Raw genomic sequence first — 19,683 nt, 5'->3', positions numbered from 1 at the left:
CTGTTCAGTGGGGAATACCATTAAAAACATATTAGTCTGGGTAGTGGGTGGTGCTATGCTTTTAGCAGCATTCAATGCACTCAGCGATAAGCAGGAAGATAAACAGCAAATCGAATATTCTCAATTTATTCAGCAAGTTAATAGTGGCGAAGTATCCAATGTCAATATCGAAGGATCTGTTGTCAGCGGCTATCTGATTAAAGGTGAGCGCACCGATAAAACTGCCTTCTATACCAATGCGCCTTTGGATGACAACTTGGTTAAAACACTGTTGGACAACAAAGTACGCGTCAAAGTGACTCCGGAAGAAAAACCAAGCATGCTGGCCAGTCTGTTTTACAGCCTGCTACCTGTTTTGTTGTTGATTGGTGCATGGTTCTACTTCATGCGCATGCAAAGCGGCGGTGGCGGTAAAGGCGGTGCCTTCTCTTTTGGTAAAAGCCGTGCGCGTTTGTTGGATAAAGATTCCAATAAAGTGACTTTTGCCGATGTTGCCGGTTGTGATGAGGCAAAAGAAGAAGTACAAGAAATCGTAGATTATTTAAAAGCCCCCAATCGTTATCAAAGCTTAGGCGGTCGTGTGCCGCGCGGTATTTTGTTGGCAGGTAGCCCCGGTACGGGTAAAACATTACTGGCCAAAGCGATTGCCGGTGAGGCAGGTGTACCATTCTTCAGTATTTCAGGTTCTGACTTTGTAGAAATGTTTGTCGGTGTCGGTGCGAGCCGTGTCCGCGATATGTTCGAGCAGGCCAAGAAAAACGCACCATGCATCATCTTTATTGATGAAATTGATGCGGTCGGCCGTCAGCGCGGTGCCGGTTTGGGCGGTGGCAATGATGAGCGTGAGCAAACATTAAACCAATTGTTGGTTGAAATGGATGGTTTTGAAAGTAATCAAACCGTTATTGTGATTGCAGCAACCAACCGTCCTGATGTACTTGACCCTGCATTGCAGCGTCCAGGCCGTTTTGACCGTCAAGTCGTTGTTCCATTGCCTGATATTCGTGGCCGTGAGCAAATCTTGAACGTCCACGCTAAAAAAGTGCCTTTGGATGCATCTGTAGATTTGACTTCTTTGGCTCGTGGTACACCTGGTTTTTCAGGTGCAGATTTGGCAAACTTGGTCAATGAAGCTGCTTTGTTTGCCGGTCGTCGCAATAAAGTTAAAGTTGATCAAAGCGACTTTGAAGATGCGAAAGACAAAATCTATATGGGTCCTGAACGCCGCAGCATGGTGATGCATGAAGATGAAAAACGTGCGACGGCCTATCATGAGGCCGGTCATGCAATCGTAGCGGAAAGCCTTCCATTTACCGATCCGGTTCACAAGGTAACCATTATGCCGCGCGGCCGTGCCTTAGGTTTGACTTGGCAACTGCCTGAGCGTGACCGTATCAGCATGTACAAAGACCAAATGTTGAGCCAGATCTCAATTTTGTTCGGCGGCCGTATTGCTGAAGATATTTTTGTCGGCCGTATCTCTACCGGTGCCTCTAACGACTTTGAGCGTGCAACTCAAATGGCACGCGAGATGGTAACGCGTTATGGTATGAGCGATAAAATGGGGGTGATGGTTTATGCTGAGAACGAAGGTGAAGTGTTCTTGGGTCGCAGCGTGACCCGTTCTCAAAATATTTCCGAGAAAACCCAACAAGATATCGATGCGGAAATCCGCCGTATTTTGGATGAGCAATATCAAGTGGCTTACAAAATCTTGGATGAAAATCGCGATAAGATGGAAACCATGTGCAAAGCACTGATGGATTGGGAAACCATCGATCGAGACCAAGTTTTGGAAATTATGGCCGGTAAACAGCCTAGCCCGCCTAAAGATTACAGCCACAATGTCCGTGATGACAAAGTAGAAGAGCCTGAAGCGCCTGTTGCTGAAGCTGCTGAACCTGTTGAGCAACATGAGGTTCAGACTGCTGAATCAGTAGAAGCAGAAAAAACAGATAAATCTGTATAAGGTTTGAAACAGAAAACGGTAGCTTTTAAGCTGCCGTTTTTATTTTGAGGATAAGCTAAAGGCCGTCTGAAAATTTTCAGACGGCCTGATTTTATTTGGTTAATTACAAAACGGCCAAAGCAGCTTCGTAGTCAGGTTCATTCGCAATTTCAGAAACCAACTCAGCGTGGAGAACTTGGTTTTGCTCATTCAAAACTACCACTGCACGGGCAGTTAGGCCGCGTAATGGGCTTTCTGTCAGTGTAACACCGTAATCGTTAGAAAAGCTGCTGCGGAATGTAGAAAGTGTTACTACATTTTCCAAACCTTCTGAGCCACAGAAGCGGGCTTGTGCAAACGGTAAATCAGCAGAAATGCACAAGACGACGGTATTGTCCAAAGACGAGGCACGTTTGTTGAAAGTGCGGACGGACTGGGCGCATACGCCGGTGTCAATGCTAGGGAAAATATTCAGCACTTTGCGTTTGCCTGCAAAGTCAGCCAATGATTTCTCAGATAGGTCTGCTGCTACCAATGTGAAATCAGATGCAACTTGGCCGATAGCGGGCAAATTACCGTTTGTAGAAATAGGTGATCCTTGGAAAGTAACTTGAGCCATGATTCAGTCCTTATATCAGGGGTAAAATGGATGGGCAGGGTTTTAGTAATGACGGCGGCGGAAATAGAACATGCCTTCGCTGTCAATTTCCAAAATATAGCGGCCGTTTTGAACGGCGGCATAACCGCTTTTGCCTTCGGTATAAGGCTGTAAAGCAGCGTGTGAAATCAGATAGTCGGTCAGTTTGCCGCCGTCTTGGGCAATATTGTCCACCATTTTTGCAAAGGCAGTGTGGCAGACGCCGTTGGCTGACCATCCGGCTGAAACGCCTTTTTCATTTTTTTCCATGCATTGGCCGCTGATGACTTCTAAGTCGTTAGGGTGCTTGCCAATCAGATTGATAACGCCGCCCTCTATGCCGTTAATCGGATAGGTGCGTTGTTTTTTACCTTCTTTAGTTTCGCCTTCTTGAGCTGTACCTAAATCCAAACCGGCTATGGCTTGTTCATCGATGTATTTGACTTTAAAGGTAGGTTTAGGCGCTTTGCCTGAAGCAGCATCATTGGCGGCAGTATCTTCAGACTTGCCGCCGCAGGCAGCCAATGAAAGGCTGAGCAAGATAAGAGGAAAGGTTTTTTTCATATGAGAAACCCTAGAAAAATGATTATATTTCAAATAATAAACGATATTATGGCCGTCTGAAATTTTCAGACGGCCTTACTATTATTATTTCAACGGACGAATACCTACTGCATCGCGTACTTTATCCAACAATTCGCCTGCTTCTTTACGCGCTTTTTGTGCGCCGGCCTGCAAAATATCTTCAATTTGAGAGGGTTTGGCTGTCAACTCATTGTAACGCTCGCGCGGTTCTGCGAGTTCGGCATTGATTTTTGCGCCCAAGAGTTTTTTGGCTTCGCCCCAAGCAAGGCCTTCGGCCAGCATTTGTGTGAATTCGGCAGTTTCAGACGGCGTAGAGAAGGCTTTGTAGATTTCAAACAGAGGACTTTCATCAGGCTGTTTCGGCTCGCCGGGTTCTTTCATATTGGTGATGATTTTGTTGACCGATTTTTGGGTTTTTTTATCGTTTTCCCAAAGCGGAATGGTATTGCCATAGGACTTGGACATTTTGCGTCCATCCAAGCCGACCAAAAGTTCGACATTTTCATCGATTTTTACTTCGGGCAGGGTGAAGAGTTCTTGGAAGCGGTGGTTAAAGCGTCCGGCAATATCGCGCGCCATTTCGACGTGTTGGATTTGGTCGCGACCGACAGGTACTTCATGGGCATTGAACATAAGGATGTCGGCAGTCATAAGGATAGGGTAGCTGTATAGGCCCATTTCCACGCCATGATCCGGATCTTCCTGACCGTTTTCGGTATTTGCCTGTACTGCGGCTTTGTAAGCGTGTGCGCGGTTCATCAGACCCTTTGCAGTAATACAGGTCAGAATCCAGTTCAATTCCATTACTTCGGGAATATCGCTTTGACGGTAGAAAGTGGTCTGTTCCGGATTGAGTCCGCAGGCGAGCCATGTAGCGGCAACAGCTTGAGTAGATTGATGAATCATTTCCGGCTCATGACATTTGATGATGCCATGATAGTCGGCCAAAAAGAGGAATGATTCGGTATTGGCATCCTGCGCCGCGCGGATAGCCGGGCGGATGGCGCCGACGTAGTTGCCCAAGTGCGGAATGCCTGTTGTGGTAACGCCTGTTAAAACTCGTTTTTTGCTCATGAAAGTATCCTTCGGCGCAAAGGCCGTCTGAAAATTAATATGTTGCCGATTATACCTGATTCTTCTTGATTTTTCAGACGGCCTTTTACGTATGGGGCAAATGGAAAAGAAAAGTTATACACATAAAATTATAAAAATAAATCAATATAAAACAATAATATAAATAAAATTTACTATTTAATGAAAAAATAACTCTTGAGTTATCCACATTTGCGCCTATATAGGCTTCAACAGAAATATATTTGTAGAGGAACGTAAAATGAGATTTGATAAATTGACTGCTAAATTTCAGCAAGCTCTGCAAGAAGGTCAAAGCCTGGCTTTGGCTGCGGACAGCAGCTATCTCGAGGCCGGCTTTATCTTAAAAGCATTGCTTGATGATCAAAACAGTGGAGCTGCTGCGTTACTGGCTCATGCAGGTGTGAATGTGCCTCAGGTGAAACAGCGTTTGCAGCAACATTTGAGCAGCCTGCCGAAAGTGTCCGGCCAGGGTGGCGATATTATGCCCAGCCGTGAGCTGCAAGCTGTATTGAACCTGATGGACAAGGCTGCAACCAAACGCGGCGATGCCTATATCGCCAGCGAACTTTTCCTGTTGGCTTTGGTGCAGCAGAATGATGCGACCGGCAAAATCTTGAAAGATGCCGGCGCAACCGAACAAAACATCAATGCCGCAATTGATGCGGTAAGAGGAGGACAAAACGTGAACGATGCCAATGCTGAAGACCAACGCGATGCGCTGAAAAAATACACGCTCGACCTGACTCAACGCGCCCGTGACGGTAAGCTCGACCCTGTTATCGGCCGTGATGATGAAATCCGCCGTGCGATTCAGGTATTACAACGCCGTACCAAAAACAACCCTGTGCTGATTGGTGAGCCTGGTGTGGGTAAAACCGCTATTGTTGAAGGCTTGGCGCAACGTATTGTTAATGGCGAAGTGCCCGAATCCCTGCGCAACAAACGCCTGCTGGTTTTGGATTTGGCGGCATTGATTGCCGGTGCGAAATACCGCGGCGAATTTGAAGAGCGCTTGAAAGGTGTGTTGAATGATTTGGCGAAAGACGACGGCAACACCCTGATTTTCATCGACGAAATCCATACTTTGGTCGGCGCGGGTAAAACCGACGGCGCGATGGACGCGGGCAATATGCTGAAACCGGCTTTGGCGCGCGGCGAATTGCACTGCATCGGCGCGACCACCTTGGACGAATACCGCCAATACATCGAAAAAGATGCGGCACTCGAACGCCGCTTCCAAAAAGTATTGGTCGGCGAGCCCAGCGTAGAAGACACAATCGCCATCCTGCGCGGTTTGCAGGAACGCTATGAAATCCACCACGGCATCGACATCACCGACCCCGCTATCGTTGCCGCAGCGGAGTTGAGCGACCGCTACATTACCGACCGCTTCCTGCCCGACAAAGCGATTGATTTGATTGACGAAGCCGCCAGCCGTATCAAAATGGAGTTGGACAGCAAACCCGAGCAGATGGATAAACTCGACCGCCGCATCATCCAGCTCAAAATGGAAAAAATGCACGTTGCCAAAGAAAGCGACGACGCCAGCAAAAAACGTTTGGAACTGATAGACGAAGAAATCGACGGTCTGCAAAAAGAATATGCCGATTTGGACGAAATCTGGAAAGCCGAAAAAGCCGCGTCTTCCAGCACCGCCGACATTAAGAAACAGATGGACGACATCAAAGTCAAAATCGAGCAGGCCAAACGCCAAGGCGACTTTGCCCGCGCGTCCGAACTCGAATACGGCGAGTTGCCGAAATTGGGCGCACAGTTGCAAGCTGCGGAAAGCAATCCTGACGGCAAAAAACAAAACAAACTTTTCCGTACCGAAGTTGGCGCGGATGAAGTGGCTGAAATTGTTTCCCGTATGACCGGCATTCCTGTGTCAAAAATGATGGAAGGTGAACGCGACAAGCTGCTGAAGATGGAAGAAGTATTGCACCGTCGTGTGGTTGGTCAAGACGAAGCCGTACGTGCTGTGTCCGACGCTATCCGTCGCAGCCGTTCCGGTTTGGCCGATCCGAATAAACCTTATGGCAGCTTCTTGTTCTTAGGCCCGACCGGTGTGGGTAAGACCGAATTGTGTAAGGCATTGGCAGGCTTCCTGTTTGACAGTGAGGATCATCTGATTCGTATCGATATGTCCGAATACATGGAAAAACATGCTGTTGCCCGCTTAATCGGTGCACCTCCCGGCTATGTCGGCTACGAAGAAGGCGGCTACCTGACCGAACAAGTCCGCCGCAAACCGTACAGCGTGATTCTTTTGGACGAAGTGGAAAAAGCCCATCCAGACGTGTTCAACATCTTGCTGCAAGTTTTGGATGACGGCCGTTTGACCGACGGACAAGGTCGTACAGTGGACTTTAAAAATACTGTTATCGTCATGACTTCCAATATTGGTAGCCAACATATCCAACAAATGGGTACTCAGGACTACGAAGCAGTAAAAGAAGTTGTGATGGAGGATGTGAAAGAACATTTCCGTCCAGAAATGATCAACCGTATTGACGAAGTCGTCGTGTTCCACGGTTTGGATCAGGCCAATATCCGCAGCATTGCGAAAATCCAGCTTAAAGGTTTGGAAAAACGTTTGGAAGCGCAACATCTGCATCTGAAAGTCGATGATGCTGCCTTGGATCTGATTGCCAAAGCCGGTTTCGACCCTGTGTATGGTGCCCGTCCGCTCAAACGCGCTATTCAGTCTGAAATCGAAAATGCGCTGGCAAAAGCCTTGCTTGAAGGCAAATATGCGCCCGATAGCACAATCCATGTTAAAGAAGAGGGTGGTAAACTCTTGTTTGCATAGGATTAAATTAATGTAGTATGTTGTTGTAACAGGCCGTCTGAAAGAATTCAGACGGCCTTTCTTGATTATTGATTCATATTATATAATTGTTATGTAATTTGATTATTCTTTGAATTCTAGGGAAATTGATCAAAATCTTATACCTTAGTTTGATAAAGAATACGCTATAATCCGACTTGTTTACCAAGGTTCTTGCTAAATACCTAATTTAATGTAATAATACTACAATGCAAAAACTGACTAATCAAAATCTTCACATTATTTTGTCGGAGCGCTTAAACGATACCGACTTTGTTCTTATCCTCAATGCCTTAATCAAATTTTTGCGCCGGGGAGGCAAAAAGAAGGCCTCCGAACGTTTTGATTTGATTTTATCTACGTTAAAACAAGATGATGCTTTATGCCGTCAATTCAGCCTGCGCTTTTATACTTGGCTGTCTAAAGTTCACATTTATCCTGCGCTGATTAAGCTGGGTATTTTCTCGCGCCATAGTTTTACCCGGGAAATGGGCATACGGATTTATGAGCGGTTCAGCCCGTCTTATAAAGATTTTTCCAACTTGCGCGAAGTATTTTTATATCTTTTTCATTCTGAAAACGATGATAAATGGTTGCAAACACTGAGTTTGCGACAATGGCTGGGTATGTATGAATTGTTGTTGGCTAAGGCGGATCCCGCTTTGCTTCAGACGGCCAGCCGACAATTGACAGATGCACGTTTGCGTGCGGTAGAAATGTTGTCCATCTGGATTGCTTCCGAAGCGATTGAGCCGGATTTAATACGGATTGCCCCCCGTTTGTTGGAAGCGGATTCTGCATTTGTCGCTTTACAGCGCGAAGTTGCGAAGATGGTGGAACATTATCGCCATAGTGAAGAAACTTATGACACGGCGCACTTGGAGGTTATGTTTGACCAGTGTGAAAATCAAATTGACTATTTGCGCCGTCGTGGTACCGGAGCAGGGTCTGGTTCGTCAGTAAAAGTTGCCCACTTGCTCGAACGCCTGCAACAAACCATAGACCGCCTGAAATTGTTGACCAATATTCAAATCGAAACCAGCCGCACCCGCTTAACTGTCAATCTGATGAATGCGATGATTTATGCGGCGGTGGAGCAATACAGCACCAGCCACTTGCGTAAAAGCAGTATCCGAATGCTGGCACGCAGTATTACGGAAAACAAAAGTCATCATGGTGAGCATTACATTACGCGCAACCGTAGCGAATATTTCAAAATGTTTTATTCCGCAGCAGGCGGCGGCGTAATTATTGCTTTGATGGCATTGAATAAAATCCATATTGCGTCTTTGGGGTTTGGCGAATTTACTACTGCATTCTTAGCCGGGCTCAATTATGGTTTGGGCTTTATGTTGATTCATATGTTGCACTGCACCGTTGCAACCAAGCAGCCTGCCATGACGGCAGCGAGCTTTGCCGAACAGGTGGACTCGAATGAAGGCAGCAAAGCGGTGGACAATAAATTGGCTAAACTGCTGATTGACGTGTGCCGTTCGCAAAGTGTTGCCGTATTTGGTAATGTATCGATTGCTGTATTATTGGCGGCGGGGATCGCTTGGGGCTATGCCTACACGCATGGCCATCCCTTGTTGAATGAGGTGGTTACAGCCTACCAGCTTAAATCTATTGAGATTTTTACTCAGCCAACCTTATGGTATGCCGCTATTGCCGGTGTATGGTTGTTTTGTTCAGGGATTATTGCCGGCTTCTTTGACAACCGTTCCGATTATCTGAACCTGCGTCAGCGCCTGCCGTTTAATCCGTTTTTACGAAAAATCATGCGCCCGCAGCCGCGCCGCCGTTTGGCCGCTTATATTCATAAGCATTACGGCTCGCTTATGGGCAATTTTATTTTCGGTATGCTTTTAGGCATGACCGGCTATTTTGGCCATCTTTTCGGCTTGCCGCTGGATATTCGCCATGTGGCGTTTTCTTCGGCAAATTTAGGTTATGCCGCGATCAGCGGCCATGCAGATGTATTCACGTTTATACTCGGCTTGGCAAGCGTATTGGCAATCGGTATGGTAAATTTAGTGGTCAGCTTTTCTTTGGCTTTGGCTGTTGCGCTCCGCTCCCGCGGTACGCGTTTGGGCAGTATACGCAATCTGCTGAAAAGTTTTTGGAACCAAGTAAAAGCCAACCCTTTGATTTTGCTGTATCCGGTTCAAGTGAATAATAAAGACAATACGAAGTAGGATTGGAGAAAGGCCGTCTGAATATATACGTTCAGACGGCCTTTGATTTAAACCGATAAAGATTAGGCTTGTAGAGATTCGCGGTTTTCCAAAACTTGGTCAATCAAACCGTATTCTTTGGCTTCATCGGCAGACATATAATTGTCGCGATCGGTATCACGTTCCAAATCGGCCAAATCGCGATCACAATGTTTGGCAAGCAAGCGGTTCAGTTTCTCTTTGATTTTCAGCAACTCTTTAGCGTGAATTTCAATGTCGGAAGCCTGACCGGCCAAGCCGCCGCTGATGAGCGGTTGGTGAATCATGATGCGGCTGTTGGGCAGGGCAAAGCGTTTGCCTTTTTCACCGGCAGACAACAAGAATGCGCCCATGCTTGCCGCTTGGCCCAAGCATAAGGTAGAAACATGAGGCTTGATGAAGTTCATGGTGTCGTAAATCGACATACCGGCAGTAACCGAACCACCCGGTGAGTTGATATAGAAGAAGATGTCTTTATCTGGATTTTCACTTTCCAAAAACAGCAGTTGCGCGACAACCAGATTGGCAGATTCGTCTGTTACCGGGCCGACCAAGAAAACGATGCGCTCTTTCAAAAGGCGTGAGTAGATGTCGAATGCGCGCTCGCCGCGACCGCTTTGTTCGATAACGGTAGGGACAAGGTAGTTATTGAAATCGAAGGACATTTTTGTCTCCTGTTAATGATGGAAAAGCACCAAAGCCATTTAAAGCGCTTCGGTGCTTTTGATTGTCTGTTTCAGACGGCCTTAGAGCAATTAAGCTTGTGCGCCCATTACTTCGTCAAAAGACAGCGCTTTTTCGGTTACTTTAGCTTTGCTCAGAACGAAATCAACAACGTTGCTTTCTACTGCCAAAGAAGTCGGGCCTTGCAGGCGGGAAGGCTCTGCGTAGTACCAGTCGATAACTTCTTGAGGATCTTCGTAGCTTTCTGCGAAGTTGGCAACAACGGCTTTGATTTGGTCTTCAGTTGGCTCAAGTTTGTTTTCTTCAACCAATTTAGCCAAAATCAGACCCAAAGCAACGCGGCGTTCTGCCTGTTCTTTGAACATATCCAAAGGCAGATCCAAGTTGGCAGCGTCAGCCATACCTTGGTTAACGAAGTTTTGTTTCATTTCGTTTGCCAAGCGGGCCGCTTCTTCGTTGACCAAAGCAACAGGAACTTGCAAGTCAGTCGCTTTGAGCAGGGCGTTCATGACAGATTCTTTGGTTTGTTCACCGATGCGGCGTTCAACTTCACGGCCGACGTTTTTCTTCACTTCTTCACGCATTTTGGCAACGTCGCCGTCTTCAATGCCCAGAGCTTTAGCAAAGTCAGCGTTAACTTCAGGCAAGGTGGCTTCAGAAACGTTGTTCAGAGTGATGGTGAATACGGCAGATTTACCGGCAACATCTTTACCGTGGTAGTCTTCAGGGAAGTTTACGGTAACGTCTTTGCTTTCACCGGCTTTCATACCGACAACACCGGCTTCGAATTCAGGCAACATTTGACCTGCACCCAATACGAAAGCGTAGTTTTTAGACGCGCCGCCGGCGAAAGGTTCGCCGTCGATTTTGCCTTCGAAGTCGATGATGACGCGGTCGCCGTTTTGGGCTTCGCGGTCAACATGGTTGAAACGGGTGCGTTGTTTGCGCAGGATTTCTACAGTTTGGTCAACTTCGGCATCGCCAACGGTTGCAGTTACTTTTTCTACTTCTTGGGCAGACAGGTCGCCGATGGTTACTTCGGGGAAGACTTCAAAAATAGCGGCAACTTTGAAAGACTCTTGATCGTCTTGTTCTTCAACGGCTTCAAAGCGTGGGTAACCGGCAACTTTCAATTCTTGAGCAACGGCAACATCGTAGAATTCGCGTTGTACCAATTCGTTGATAACGTCGTTTTGTGCGCTTGCGCCGTACATTTGGGCAATCATTTTGAACGGTGCTTTACCCGGACGGAAGCCATCAATTTTTGCGCGGCGTTGGGTTTGTTTCAGTTTTTTCTCAGTTTCTGCGTTGATTTTGGACCAAGGCAGAGACAATACTACTTTGCGTTCCAGATTTTCTAAAGTTTCAACAGTTACGCTCATCGTAAGCCCTTAAATTTGTTGTGTTAAACGGTTATCCTTCTGCTTAATCCCCCGAAGGATTTCGGGAATATGCATAAGGTCAAAATTTAGCTGCTTAGTATAACACAATGTTTCACGAATAACATAAAAAGGCCGTCTGAAAAGTAGGAAATTCTTTTCAGACGGCCTTTTTGCTTTGACATTGTTTTTTAAAGCTGGTCTTTTTGCGCCAGAATCCGTCGGCTGCCGTTGACATCTGCCGGAGAAAGCACGCCGGCATTTTCAAGCGCATCTATTAAATTGGCGGCACGGTTGTAGCCGATGCGCAATTGGCGTTGCAGGGAGGAGATGGAAGTCTTCCGGCTTTCCAATACGAAGGCAACTGCTTGATCAAACAGTTCATCGCTGTTGGCGTTCGGATTGACAATATTGGTGGTTTCGATGGCCGCTTCACCGCTGAGCAAGCCTTCCACATAATTGGTCGGCGCTTGTTCTTTGATGAAATTGACAACTTGATGCACTTCATCATCGGAAACAAACGCACCTTGCAGGCGTGTCGGTTCTGCGCTGCCCGGTTGCAGGAACAATGAGTCGCCGTATTTGAGCAATTCGTCTGCACCCATTTGGTCAAGAATGGTGCGGCTATCGATTTTGCTTTGTACGGTAAAGGCCATGCGTGTCGGGATATTGGCTTTAATCAGACCAGTAACCACATCAACGCTCGGGCGTTGGGTGGCGACAATCATATGGATGCCTGCCGCACGCGCTTTTTGGGCAAGGCGTGCGATTTGTTGCTCGACGGATTTGCGTTCGGTCATCATCAAGTCTGCCAACTCGTCGATGACGACCACAATCAACGGCAGTTTTTCCAGAGGCTCGGGATCGTCAGGATTTAAGCTGAATGGATTGAGTAATGGCTTGCCTGCCGCTTTGGCCTGCTCAATTTTTTGGTTGAAGCCGTCCAGATTACGCACGCCGGCGTGTGAGAGCAGGCGATAGCGTTTTTCCATTTCGGCAACGCACCAGTTTAACGCTTGTCCTGCCTCGCGCATATCGGTTACAACCGGGCAGAGCAGGTGTGGAATGCCATCGTAAATGCTCAATTCCAGCATTTTAGGGTCAATCATAATAAAACGGACTTCGTCGGGCGTGGCTTTGAAGAGCATGGACATAATCATGCCGTTCACGCCGACGGATTTACCCGAGCCGGTCATACCAGCGACCAAAAGATGCGGCATTTTTGCCAAGTCGCCGACCACGGGCGTACCTGCAATATCTTTACCCAACGCGACGGTCAGTTTGGACTTAGCGTCGGTAAATACGGGTGAAGAGAGGATTTCGCTCAACATCACGTCTTGGCGTTTCTCATTAGGTAATTCAATGCCCATGGTATTTTTACCAGCAATGGTCTCAACAATGCGTACCGCTTGCAGAGACATCGAGCGCGCCAAATCTTTGGATAAGGCGACAATTTGGCTGCCTTTGACACCTTGTGCTGGTTCGATTTCGTAGCGGGTAATCACAGGGCCGGAAGTGGCGGAAACAACTTGTACGCCGATGCCGAATTCAGCCAGTTTGGTTTCAATCAATTCTGCAGTCTGTTGCAATTCATCTGGATTGACGGCAACCGGTTCTTCAGACGGCATACGCAACAGGTTCATATTGGGTTTGTGGTATTCGCCGTTGTTTTTAGGCTCGGTATCGTCAAACAGGGAAGTTTGGATTTTAGGAGGCGGTGCAACGGATACGGCAACGGTTTTACGGTTGCTGCTGCTGCCTGCCAACGGAGCAACCGGAGTAGCGGTAATGGTTTTGGCTTCTTTAACCATGCGGCGCGTATTTTGGGTTTCCAAAGCTTCGGCGCTGACGTCTTCTTTTTTATTTTTGAATTGAGACAATTTTTTCATCAGGCTGCCAAACAGGCCGCCCATATGGCTGCCGGATTTGGCCATGACTTCCAACCATGACACCTGAGCCAGCAGGGAAATGGACAACAGCAACATCACCAGCATAATCAACAGGCTGCCTGATTTGCCCAGCAGCCAAGCCAAGCCTGAGCCGGCCAATAAGCCGACCAAGCCGCCGGCACCGACGGGAAGGGATTCGCTCAATGCGTTGTCAAACAGGAAGTGCTCGATAATCGGGCTGCACACCAGCAGGAGGAATAATGCTAAAGCGGCTACGCCGTGATTGTAGGGCTTATGGTTTTCCTGCTTTTTCATGGGGCGGAAGTTTTTGTAGAGGAAAACGCAAGAGGCGACAATCCACCACCAAAATGACAGGCCGAACAAATAATACCCGACATCGGAAAGATAGGAACCAAAAAGGCCGCCGAGGTTGGCAACATCATGGCTTTTGGGAACGCTGCGTGACCATGCAGGGTCGTCCATGCTGAAACTGGCCAGGGAAATGGCCAGATAAATGGTGATAACCAAACCAAACAGCCATAAGGCATCATTAATCAAGTTGACGACATGTTCGGGGCGCGCTTTTTTTTCTTCGTTTCTTTGCAGCTCTTTGGCGGCTTTCAGGCGTTGGGAGACTTTATTGTCGGCTTGAGTTTGTGTTTTGGCGGATTTGCGTGTGGTCGGTTTGGCAGCCGGTTTGTTGGAGGTACGTTTTTTTGTTTGGGTTTTAGAAGATTTTGCAGTCATGAGATAAAGGCCGTCTGAAAAGACCGGAGGTAATGTGCGTAAAGGGCAAATTATACCGTATTTACCAGACGCGAGAAATTGAAACGGGCGTAATCATTACGGGATTCAGGCCGTCTGTTTGGCGTGACGAAAATTTTGGATTTCGTTTCCACCTGTTCAGACGGCCTGATGTTTTGATTGATTTGAACTTACATTCTGCCCAGTTCGCGCTGGAGGGCTTGAATGTTTTTCTCCCTATCCAAAACGGCACCTTGCAGCGTACTGATGGCCTGTTGATTGACGCTGCCGCCTTTGGCTGTCCGCGCTTGGCTTAATTGCTTTTTGGCATCGGCCAAAGCCGCGCGTTCATTCGATAACTCGGTTTCCAAAATAGAGCGGCGGCTGTTGACGCCGGAGGATTTGGGAACCGGAGGAGGAGCCGTTTCAGAAGCGGTGCGGACGGGGGCAGGTTTAGGCGTTGCTTTATGGTTGGATTTTGCCGCCGTATTTTTGCTTTTTGCCGGAGCCGTTTGTGATGTCGGCGCGTTGAGTGTAGGCGCATCGCTGATCGGGGCATCGTATCGGCTGCTGCTGTATTTGCCGACAATCGGCAAATCGTTGACGGCTTGGCAGTTGCCGCTTGGGCGTGAGGTATAGACAATCGAGCCGTTGACTTCACAGGTGTAGATTTTTGCGGCGTGGGCTTGGCTGTTGAAAACAGCAAGCGGCAGCAAGGATAGGGTAAGCAGATATTTTTTCATGATTCAGGTAGGGCTGATTCGTTGCAGTTGAGCATTTTATTCTTGTTCAGACGGCATGGGCTGTTGTTTTTTGGCTTTTGCACTGTTTTTGTTTTTGCTCGGTTTGTCAGATTTTTCCGTGCGCTTCTTTTTCTTGGGTTTTGCATTGACGCGTTCATCAGAGGCATTGAGGCTGCGGATGTTGAGATGATAACCGCTGCCTTGATGGCCGCTGATTTTAGGCAATTGGGCCTGTGCGCAGGAGGAGTTGGGCTCGGAGGTATAGCTGCCGTTGCCGCAGGAATAAACTGCGGCGGCTGCGTGAAGAGAAATGCCCAAGACGAAAGAGGATACGAGGAAGTATCCGGCTTGTTTGATAGTTGAAGTCATGTTTTTCCGTATTGTGTTTTATTTCAGACGGCCTGATGGCTCTATTTTTATTGGGAAAACTCGGCTTCGACATCAACTTGGATTTGCTCAAGCTCTTCTTGCCATTGCAGCCAGTTTTCTTCCAGTTGCGTTAATTTTACTTTAGTTTCTGTTAATTGTGCGAGTGTCTCTTGCAATTTGGGTTTATTTTCTTCTGAATAAGCAGATTCTTGTGCCAAAAATGCTTCACAGGCCGTCTGAATATCAGTCAAACGCGCGATTTCTTTTTCGGCTTTGTCGATTTTCTGCTGAATCGGTTTACTGCGTTTGGCTTTTTCCTGACGGATTTGTGCCTCGATACGCTTGGTGTCCTTGGGGCTTTGGCTTTGTGCAGATGCAGCGGGGGCTGTTGCGGCGTTTTCTTGTGCCAATCGCCATTGACGGTAGTCGTTCAAATCGCCGTCGAAGTTGTTCAGACGGCCTTTGTCAATCAATAGGAAGCTGTCGGTAGTCGCTTCAAGCAGGCTGCGGTCGTGCGATACGACAATCAATGCGCCTTGGAAACTTTGCAGGGCAAGTGTCAGGGCGTGGCGCATATCCAAGTCCAAATGGTTGGTCGGCTCGTCAAGCAGCAGCAGATTGGGTTTTTGCCAGATAATCATGGCAAGGGCGAGCCGCGCTTTTTCGCCGCCGGAAAAGGGCTCGGTCTTTTGAACCGCCATATCGCCGACAAAGTTGAAACCGCCTAAAAAGTTGCGGATTTCCTGTTCGCGGACTTCGGGCGAAAGCTGTTGGATATGCCAAACCGGACTTTGGTCTGCACGCAAGGTATCCAGTTGGTGCTGGGCAAAATAGCCGATATTGAGCTTTTCGGAGCGGACGATGCTGCCGGAAAGCAAATCGATTTTTCCTGCCAAGGCTTTGATAAATGTGGATTTGCCGCTGCCGTTAACGCCCAACAGGCCGTAACGTGCGCCACTTTCCAGAGACAAGGTGATATCGTGCAAAACGGTTTTGTCGCCATAGCCCAAGTCGGCATGGTCGAGTTTCAATAATGGATTGGGCAGGTGGGTCGGATTGGCAAACTCAAAGGAAAACTCGCTATCCAAATGAGCAGGGGCGATGCGCTCGAGTTTGGCTAATGCCTTCATGCGGCTTTGGGCTTGTACGGCCTTTGTGGCTTTAGCTTTGAAACGGTCGATAAAGGATTGCAGATGTTTGATTTGCGCCTGCTGTTTGACGTAGGCGGCTTGTTGTTGCGCCAGACGCTGGGCGCGTTCGGCTTGATAGAAATCGTAATTGCCGCCGTATTGGGTCAGTTTTTGTTGCGACAGTTCGATGGTTTGCGTGGTGGTGGCATTCAAGAAGTCGCGGTCATGGGAGATGATGATTTGCGTACAGGGCAGGGAGGCAAGATGGTTTTCCAGCCACAATACGGTTTCTAAATCCAAGTGGTTGGTCGGTTCGTCCAAAAGCAGCAAATCGGCACGGCAAATCAGTGCTTGGGCAAGGTTGAGGCGCATACGCCAGCCGCCGGAAAAAGATTTGACGGGGCGGATATGTTCTTCTTGTGCAAAACCCAAGCCGCTCAACAATTTCGCCGCGCGTGCCGGAGCGGTATAGGCATCGATTTCTTCGAGTTTGGCGTGATATTCGGCCTGCTTCATGCCATCGTTTTGCGCTTCTGCTTGGGCCAAGGCCGTCTGAAAAGCCTGCAATTCGGCATCGCCTTGCAAAACGTAGTCTAAAGCGGAAATATCTAAATCGGGCGTTTCTTGAGAGACGGAAGCCAGGCGCCATGTTTTGGGAATCAGGATTTCGCCGCCATCTTGTGTGATTTCACCTTTTATCAGCGCAAACAGGCTGGATTTTCCCGTACCGTTTTTACCGATTAAACCAACGCGTTGGCCGGGGTTGATTACGGCATCGGCTTTATCGAGCAGGACTTTCAAACCGCGTTGCAGGGTGAGTTTTTTGATTTCTATCATGATGGCGGGTAGGGGATAAGTAAAACGAAAGGCGTTATTTTACCTGAAAAGACATATAAAAGGCCGTCTGAACAAGTATGAAAACGAAATCAGCGTTTTCTATTTCACTTATTCAGACGGCCTTTATGAAATGACAGTCGGAAATGCTTTCAAATTTTCTGTCGTTTCAATTAAATTTAAAGGTCAGCATTGTCCGCACGGATTTGGCGCAGGAATTTTTGTGTCCGCTCATGTTTGGGATGGTTAAACAAATCTTGCGGGCTGCCTTGTTCGACAATAACGCCGCCATCCATCACGACGACGGTGGTTGCCACTTCCAAGGCAAATTTGATTTCATGCGTAACGACAACCATGGTCCAGCCTTCTTGTGCCAACTCCTTCATGGTATCCAAAACATCTTGCACCAATTCAGGGTCGAGCGCGGAAGTCGGTTCGTCAAACAGCATCAGTTCAGGCTGAATCGCCAATGCTCGGGCAATGCCGACGCGCTGCTGTTGACCGCCAGAAAGCTGGTAGGGGTAGAGATCAATCTTATCGCCCAAACCGACTTTTTTAAGCAATTTGACAGCCTCTTCACGCGCTTGGGCGACAGGTTTGCCTTGTACGGCAACCGGTCCTTCCATGACGTTTTCCAACGCAGTTTTGTGCGGAAAGAGGTTGTATTGTTGGAACACCATGCCGGACTTGCGGCGCAGTGCCAAAATATCGTGTTTGCTTGGTTTTTTGGAAAAATCGATGCTTAACGGCTGCGCGTTGTCAAACTCGATCTGACCTTGTTCGGGCATTTCCAAAGCGTTTAAACAGCGTAAAAACGTGGTTTTGCCCGAGCCGGAAGGGCCTAGGATAACGACCACCTGTCCTTTGCCGACATCCAAATCGATGCCGCGCAAAATGGTATTTTCGCCAAAGGTCTTATGGATATTGCGGATTTTAATCATGACAACTCCTTATTTGGCGACATAGCGGTCAAAGCGTTTTTCCAAGCGCGCCTGAATCAAAAACAGCACTTTGCAGAAACACCAATAAACCAATGCGGCTTCGATATAGACTGGTAGATAGTCATAGGAGCGATTCGCAATTTGTTGGGTAACTTGGAATAATTCAGTTACTGTTACAACTGCTGCAAGCGAAGTATTTTTGAACAAGCCGATAAACTCGTTGCTCAAAGGCGGTACGGCAACACGAAATGCCTGCGGCGCGATAATACGGCGGAACGTCTGCATATAGGTCATACCGATGGAGAAGCCGGCTTCCCATTGACCTTTAGGTACGGACAAGATTGCCGCGCGGATGGTTTCGGAAGCATATGCGCCGACATTGAGCGAGAAGCCGATGATGGCAGCAGGAATCGGGTCGATATATATACCAACAGATGGCAGGCCATAGAAGACTACAGCCAGCTGTATTAGAAGTGGTGTGCCACGAATGACCGAAATATAGAATTCAACCACTTTAAGTAGGATTTTTTGAAGAATTCCAACTGGTGGCATAATTCGTACCAAAGCAACGGCTATAGCAATAATCATGCCGATAACGAAAGAAGCGATCGCTAGAGGAAGAGATACTATAAAGCCGGCTTTAACCATGGGCCAAAACGCGCTGATGAGCATATCAGCGCGTGTTTCCGTCATAAACGGCAGAGAGGCAAGGAAATTATTTAACACTGATGTCTTTTCCGAAGAATTGTTCGCCCAGTTTTTTCAGCGTGCCGTCGGCTTTCAGTTCGTTCATGGCTGTGCTGAATTTAGCCAATGCTTCATCGTTGCCTTTATTGACAATCAAGCCGGAGCCGACTTTTTCATCAGCCGGGGCAGACCAAACGATTTTTACACCGGCGTTCGGATTTTTCTTCAGATAGTCCAATACCGCCAATTCGTCGTTCAGGGTTGCATCGGCACGTTTTTGTTCAATCAAGGTCAGGGATTGAGCCAAGCCGTCTACCGGTACGAGTTCTGCGCCTGCAGCTTTGGCTTTTTCGCCATAGTTGCTGGTCAGGGATTGTGCGGTTTTCACGCCTTTGATGTCGTCGATGGATTTGATGTTGCTGTCTTTGCGCGCAACTAATACAGCACCGCTCCAGCTGTAAGGCTCGGATTTGTCAAAAGTTGCTTGACGTTCAGGGCTGGTCAGGCCGACTTGGTTGGCAACCACGTCGAAACGGCCGGCTTTCAAACCCGCCATCATGGAGTCCCATTGTGTTTCTTTAAATTCGACTTTTACGCCCAGTTTGTCGGCAACGGCGCGGGTAACTTCGACATCGTAGCCGGTCAATTTGCCGTCTTTATCATGGTAGGTGAAGGGTGCGTAAGTGCCTTCCGTACCGACAGTGATGGTACCTTTGTTGTTGATACGCTCAATCAGTGAGCCGGAGGCTGCGCCGGATTGGGCCGGTGCAGAAGAAGCTGAATTGCTGCCTTCGCCACCGCAAGCAGCCAAAACTACTGCAGCGATGGTGCCGAGTACGAATTTTTTCAACATGGATTTTTACTCCTGATTTTTAGTGTGTCATCTGGTATTAAAGCATGCATTCTAAGCGAAACTGCCCAAAATACAAAATACATCTTATTTCTTAAAAGGCCGTCTGAACGCTGATTTGTTCA

At 47.9% G+C, this 19,683-nt stretch carries 14 protein-coding genes and 1 pseudogene; 3 read left to right on the top strand and 12 right to left on the bottom strand.

The features are described from left to right. The first annotated feature begins 7 nt into the window (after positions 1-7). Positions 8-1,969: an ATP-dependent zinc metalloprotease FtsH gene (gene ftsH / locus ACTHUG_RS03145; protein ID WP_440386402.1), complete on the top strand. Its 1,962-nt coding sequence runs from the start codon at positions 8-10 to the stop codon at positions 1,967-1,969. 103 nt (positions 1,970-2,072) lie between these two features. On the opposite strand, the gene tpx is transcribed toward ftsH, so the two are convergent. The 3 genes from tpx to trpS all read right to left on the bottom strand — a co-directional run bounded on the left by tpx (position 2,073) and on the right by trpS (position 4,244). Further along, on the bottom strand, positions 2,073-2,567 hold the full coding sequence (gene tpx, locus ACTHUG_RS03140) for a thiol peroxidase (protein WP_440386403.1): 495 nt from the start codon (positions 2,565-2,567) through the stop codon (positions 2,073-2,075). A 42-nt stretch (positions 2,568-2,609) separates the two neighbouring features. Continuing rightward, the gene (locus ACTHUG_RS03135; protein ID WP_188211696.1) at positions 2,610-3,149 is read right to left on the bottom strand and encodes a hypothetical protein; all 540 of its coding nucleotides are present in this window, start codon (positions 3,147-3,149) and stop codon (positions 2,610-2,612) included. An 84-nt stretch (positions 3,150-3,233) separates the two neighbouring features. After that, positions 3,234-4,244, bottom strand: coding sequence for a tryptophan--tRNA ligase (trpS, locus tag ACTHUG_RS03130; protein WP_440386404.1), 1,011 nt, complete (start codon positions 4,242-4,244; stop codon positions 3,234-3,236). Positions 4,245-4,503: 259 nt separating this feature from the next. On the opposite strand from trpS, the gene clpB reads away from it, so the two are divergent. Continuing rightward, positions 4,504-7,077, top strand: a complete 2,574-nt coding sequence (gene clpB / locus ACTHUG_RS03125; RefSeq protein WP_440386405.1) for an ATP-dependent chaperone ClpB — start codon at positions 4,504-4,506, stop codon at positions 7,075-7,077. A gap of 227 nt (positions 7,078-7,304) precedes the next feature. Next, complete coding sequence (locus ACTHUG_RS03120) at positions 7,305-9,290, top strand: site-specific recombinase (RefSeq protein ID WP_440386406.1); 1,986 nt, start codon at positions 7,305-7,307, stop codon at positions 9,288-9,290. Positions 9,291-9,352: 62 nt separating this feature from the next. Here ACTHUG_RS03120 and clpP read toward each other — a convergent pair whose 3' ends face one another. The 9 genes and pseudogenes from clpP to ACTHUG_RS03075 form a co-directional block, all read right to left on the bottom strand. Next, positions 9,353-9,973 (bottom strand): ATP-dependent Clp endopeptidase proteolytic subunit ClpP, encoded by a 621-nt coding sequence (gene clpP, locus ACTHUG_RS03115; RefSeq protein ID WP_049349799.1) that lies wholly within the window; start codon positions 9,971-9,973, stop codon positions 9,353-9,355. Between the two features lie 90 nt (positions 9,974-10,063). After that, entirely contained in the window at positions 10,064-11,374 is a 1,311-nt protein-coding gene (tig, locus tag ACTHUG_RS03110; protein ID WP_070837884.1) for a trigger factor, read from the bottom strand. 188 nt (positions 11,375-11,562) lie between these two features. Next, positions 11,563-13,908: pseudogene (locus tag ACTHUG_RS03105) on the bottom strand (DNA translocase FtsK); the annotation flags it as partial. Between the two features lie 287 nt (positions 13,909-14,195). After that, on the bottom strand, positions 14,196-14,747 hold the full coding sequence (locus ACTHUG_RS03100; RefSeq protein ID WP_440386407.1) for a hypothetical protein: 552 nt from the start codon (positions 14,745-14,747) through the stop codon (positions 14,196-14,198). 36 nt (positions 14,748-14,783) lie between these two features. Continuing rightward, complete coding sequence (locus tag ACTHUG_RS03095; RefSeq protein ID WP_440386408.1) at positions 14,784-15,116, bottom strand: nucleolar protein; 333 nt, start codon at positions 15,114-15,116, stop codon at positions 14,784-14,786. A 47-nt stretch (positions 15,117-15,163) separates the two neighbouring features. Next, positions 15,164-17,083, bottom strand: coding sequence for an ATP-binding cassette domain-containing protein (locus tag ACTHUG_RS03090; RefSeq protein ID WP_440386409.1), 1,920 nt, complete (start codon positions 17,081-17,083; stop codon positions 15,164-15,166). 176 nt (positions 17,084-17,259) lie between these two features. Then, entirely contained in the window at positions 17,260-18,021 is a 762-nt protein-coding gene (locus ACTHUG_RS03085; RefSeq protein ID WP_036490792.1) for an amino acid ABC transporter ATP-binding protein, read from the bottom strand. 9 nt (positions 18,022-18,030) lie between these two features. Further along, complete coding sequence (locus ACTHUG_RS03080) at positions 18,031-18,747, bottom strand: amino acid ABC transporter permease (protein ID WP_191620507.1); 717 nt, start codon at positions 18,745-18,747, stop codon at positions 18,031-18,033. Then, entirely contained in the window at positions 18,737-19,561 is an 825-nt protein-coding gene (locus ACTHUG_RS03075; protein WP_049323223.1) for an amino acid ABC transporter substrate-binding protein, read from the bottom strand. Before ACTHUG_RS03075 ends, ACTHUG_RS03080 begins: the two co-directional genes overlap by 11 nt. Positions 19,562-19,683: the final 122 nt, after the last annotated feature.

Origin of the sequence: Neisseria sp. P0022.S009, from assembly GCF_051956675.1 — a bacterium.
GTDB lineage: Bacteria > Pseudomonadota > Gammaproteobacteria > Burkholderiales > Neisseriaceae > Neisseria.
The sequence above is the reverse complement of the archived record's forward strand: the minus strand, read 5'-3'. Positions and strand labels throughout refer to the sequence as shown.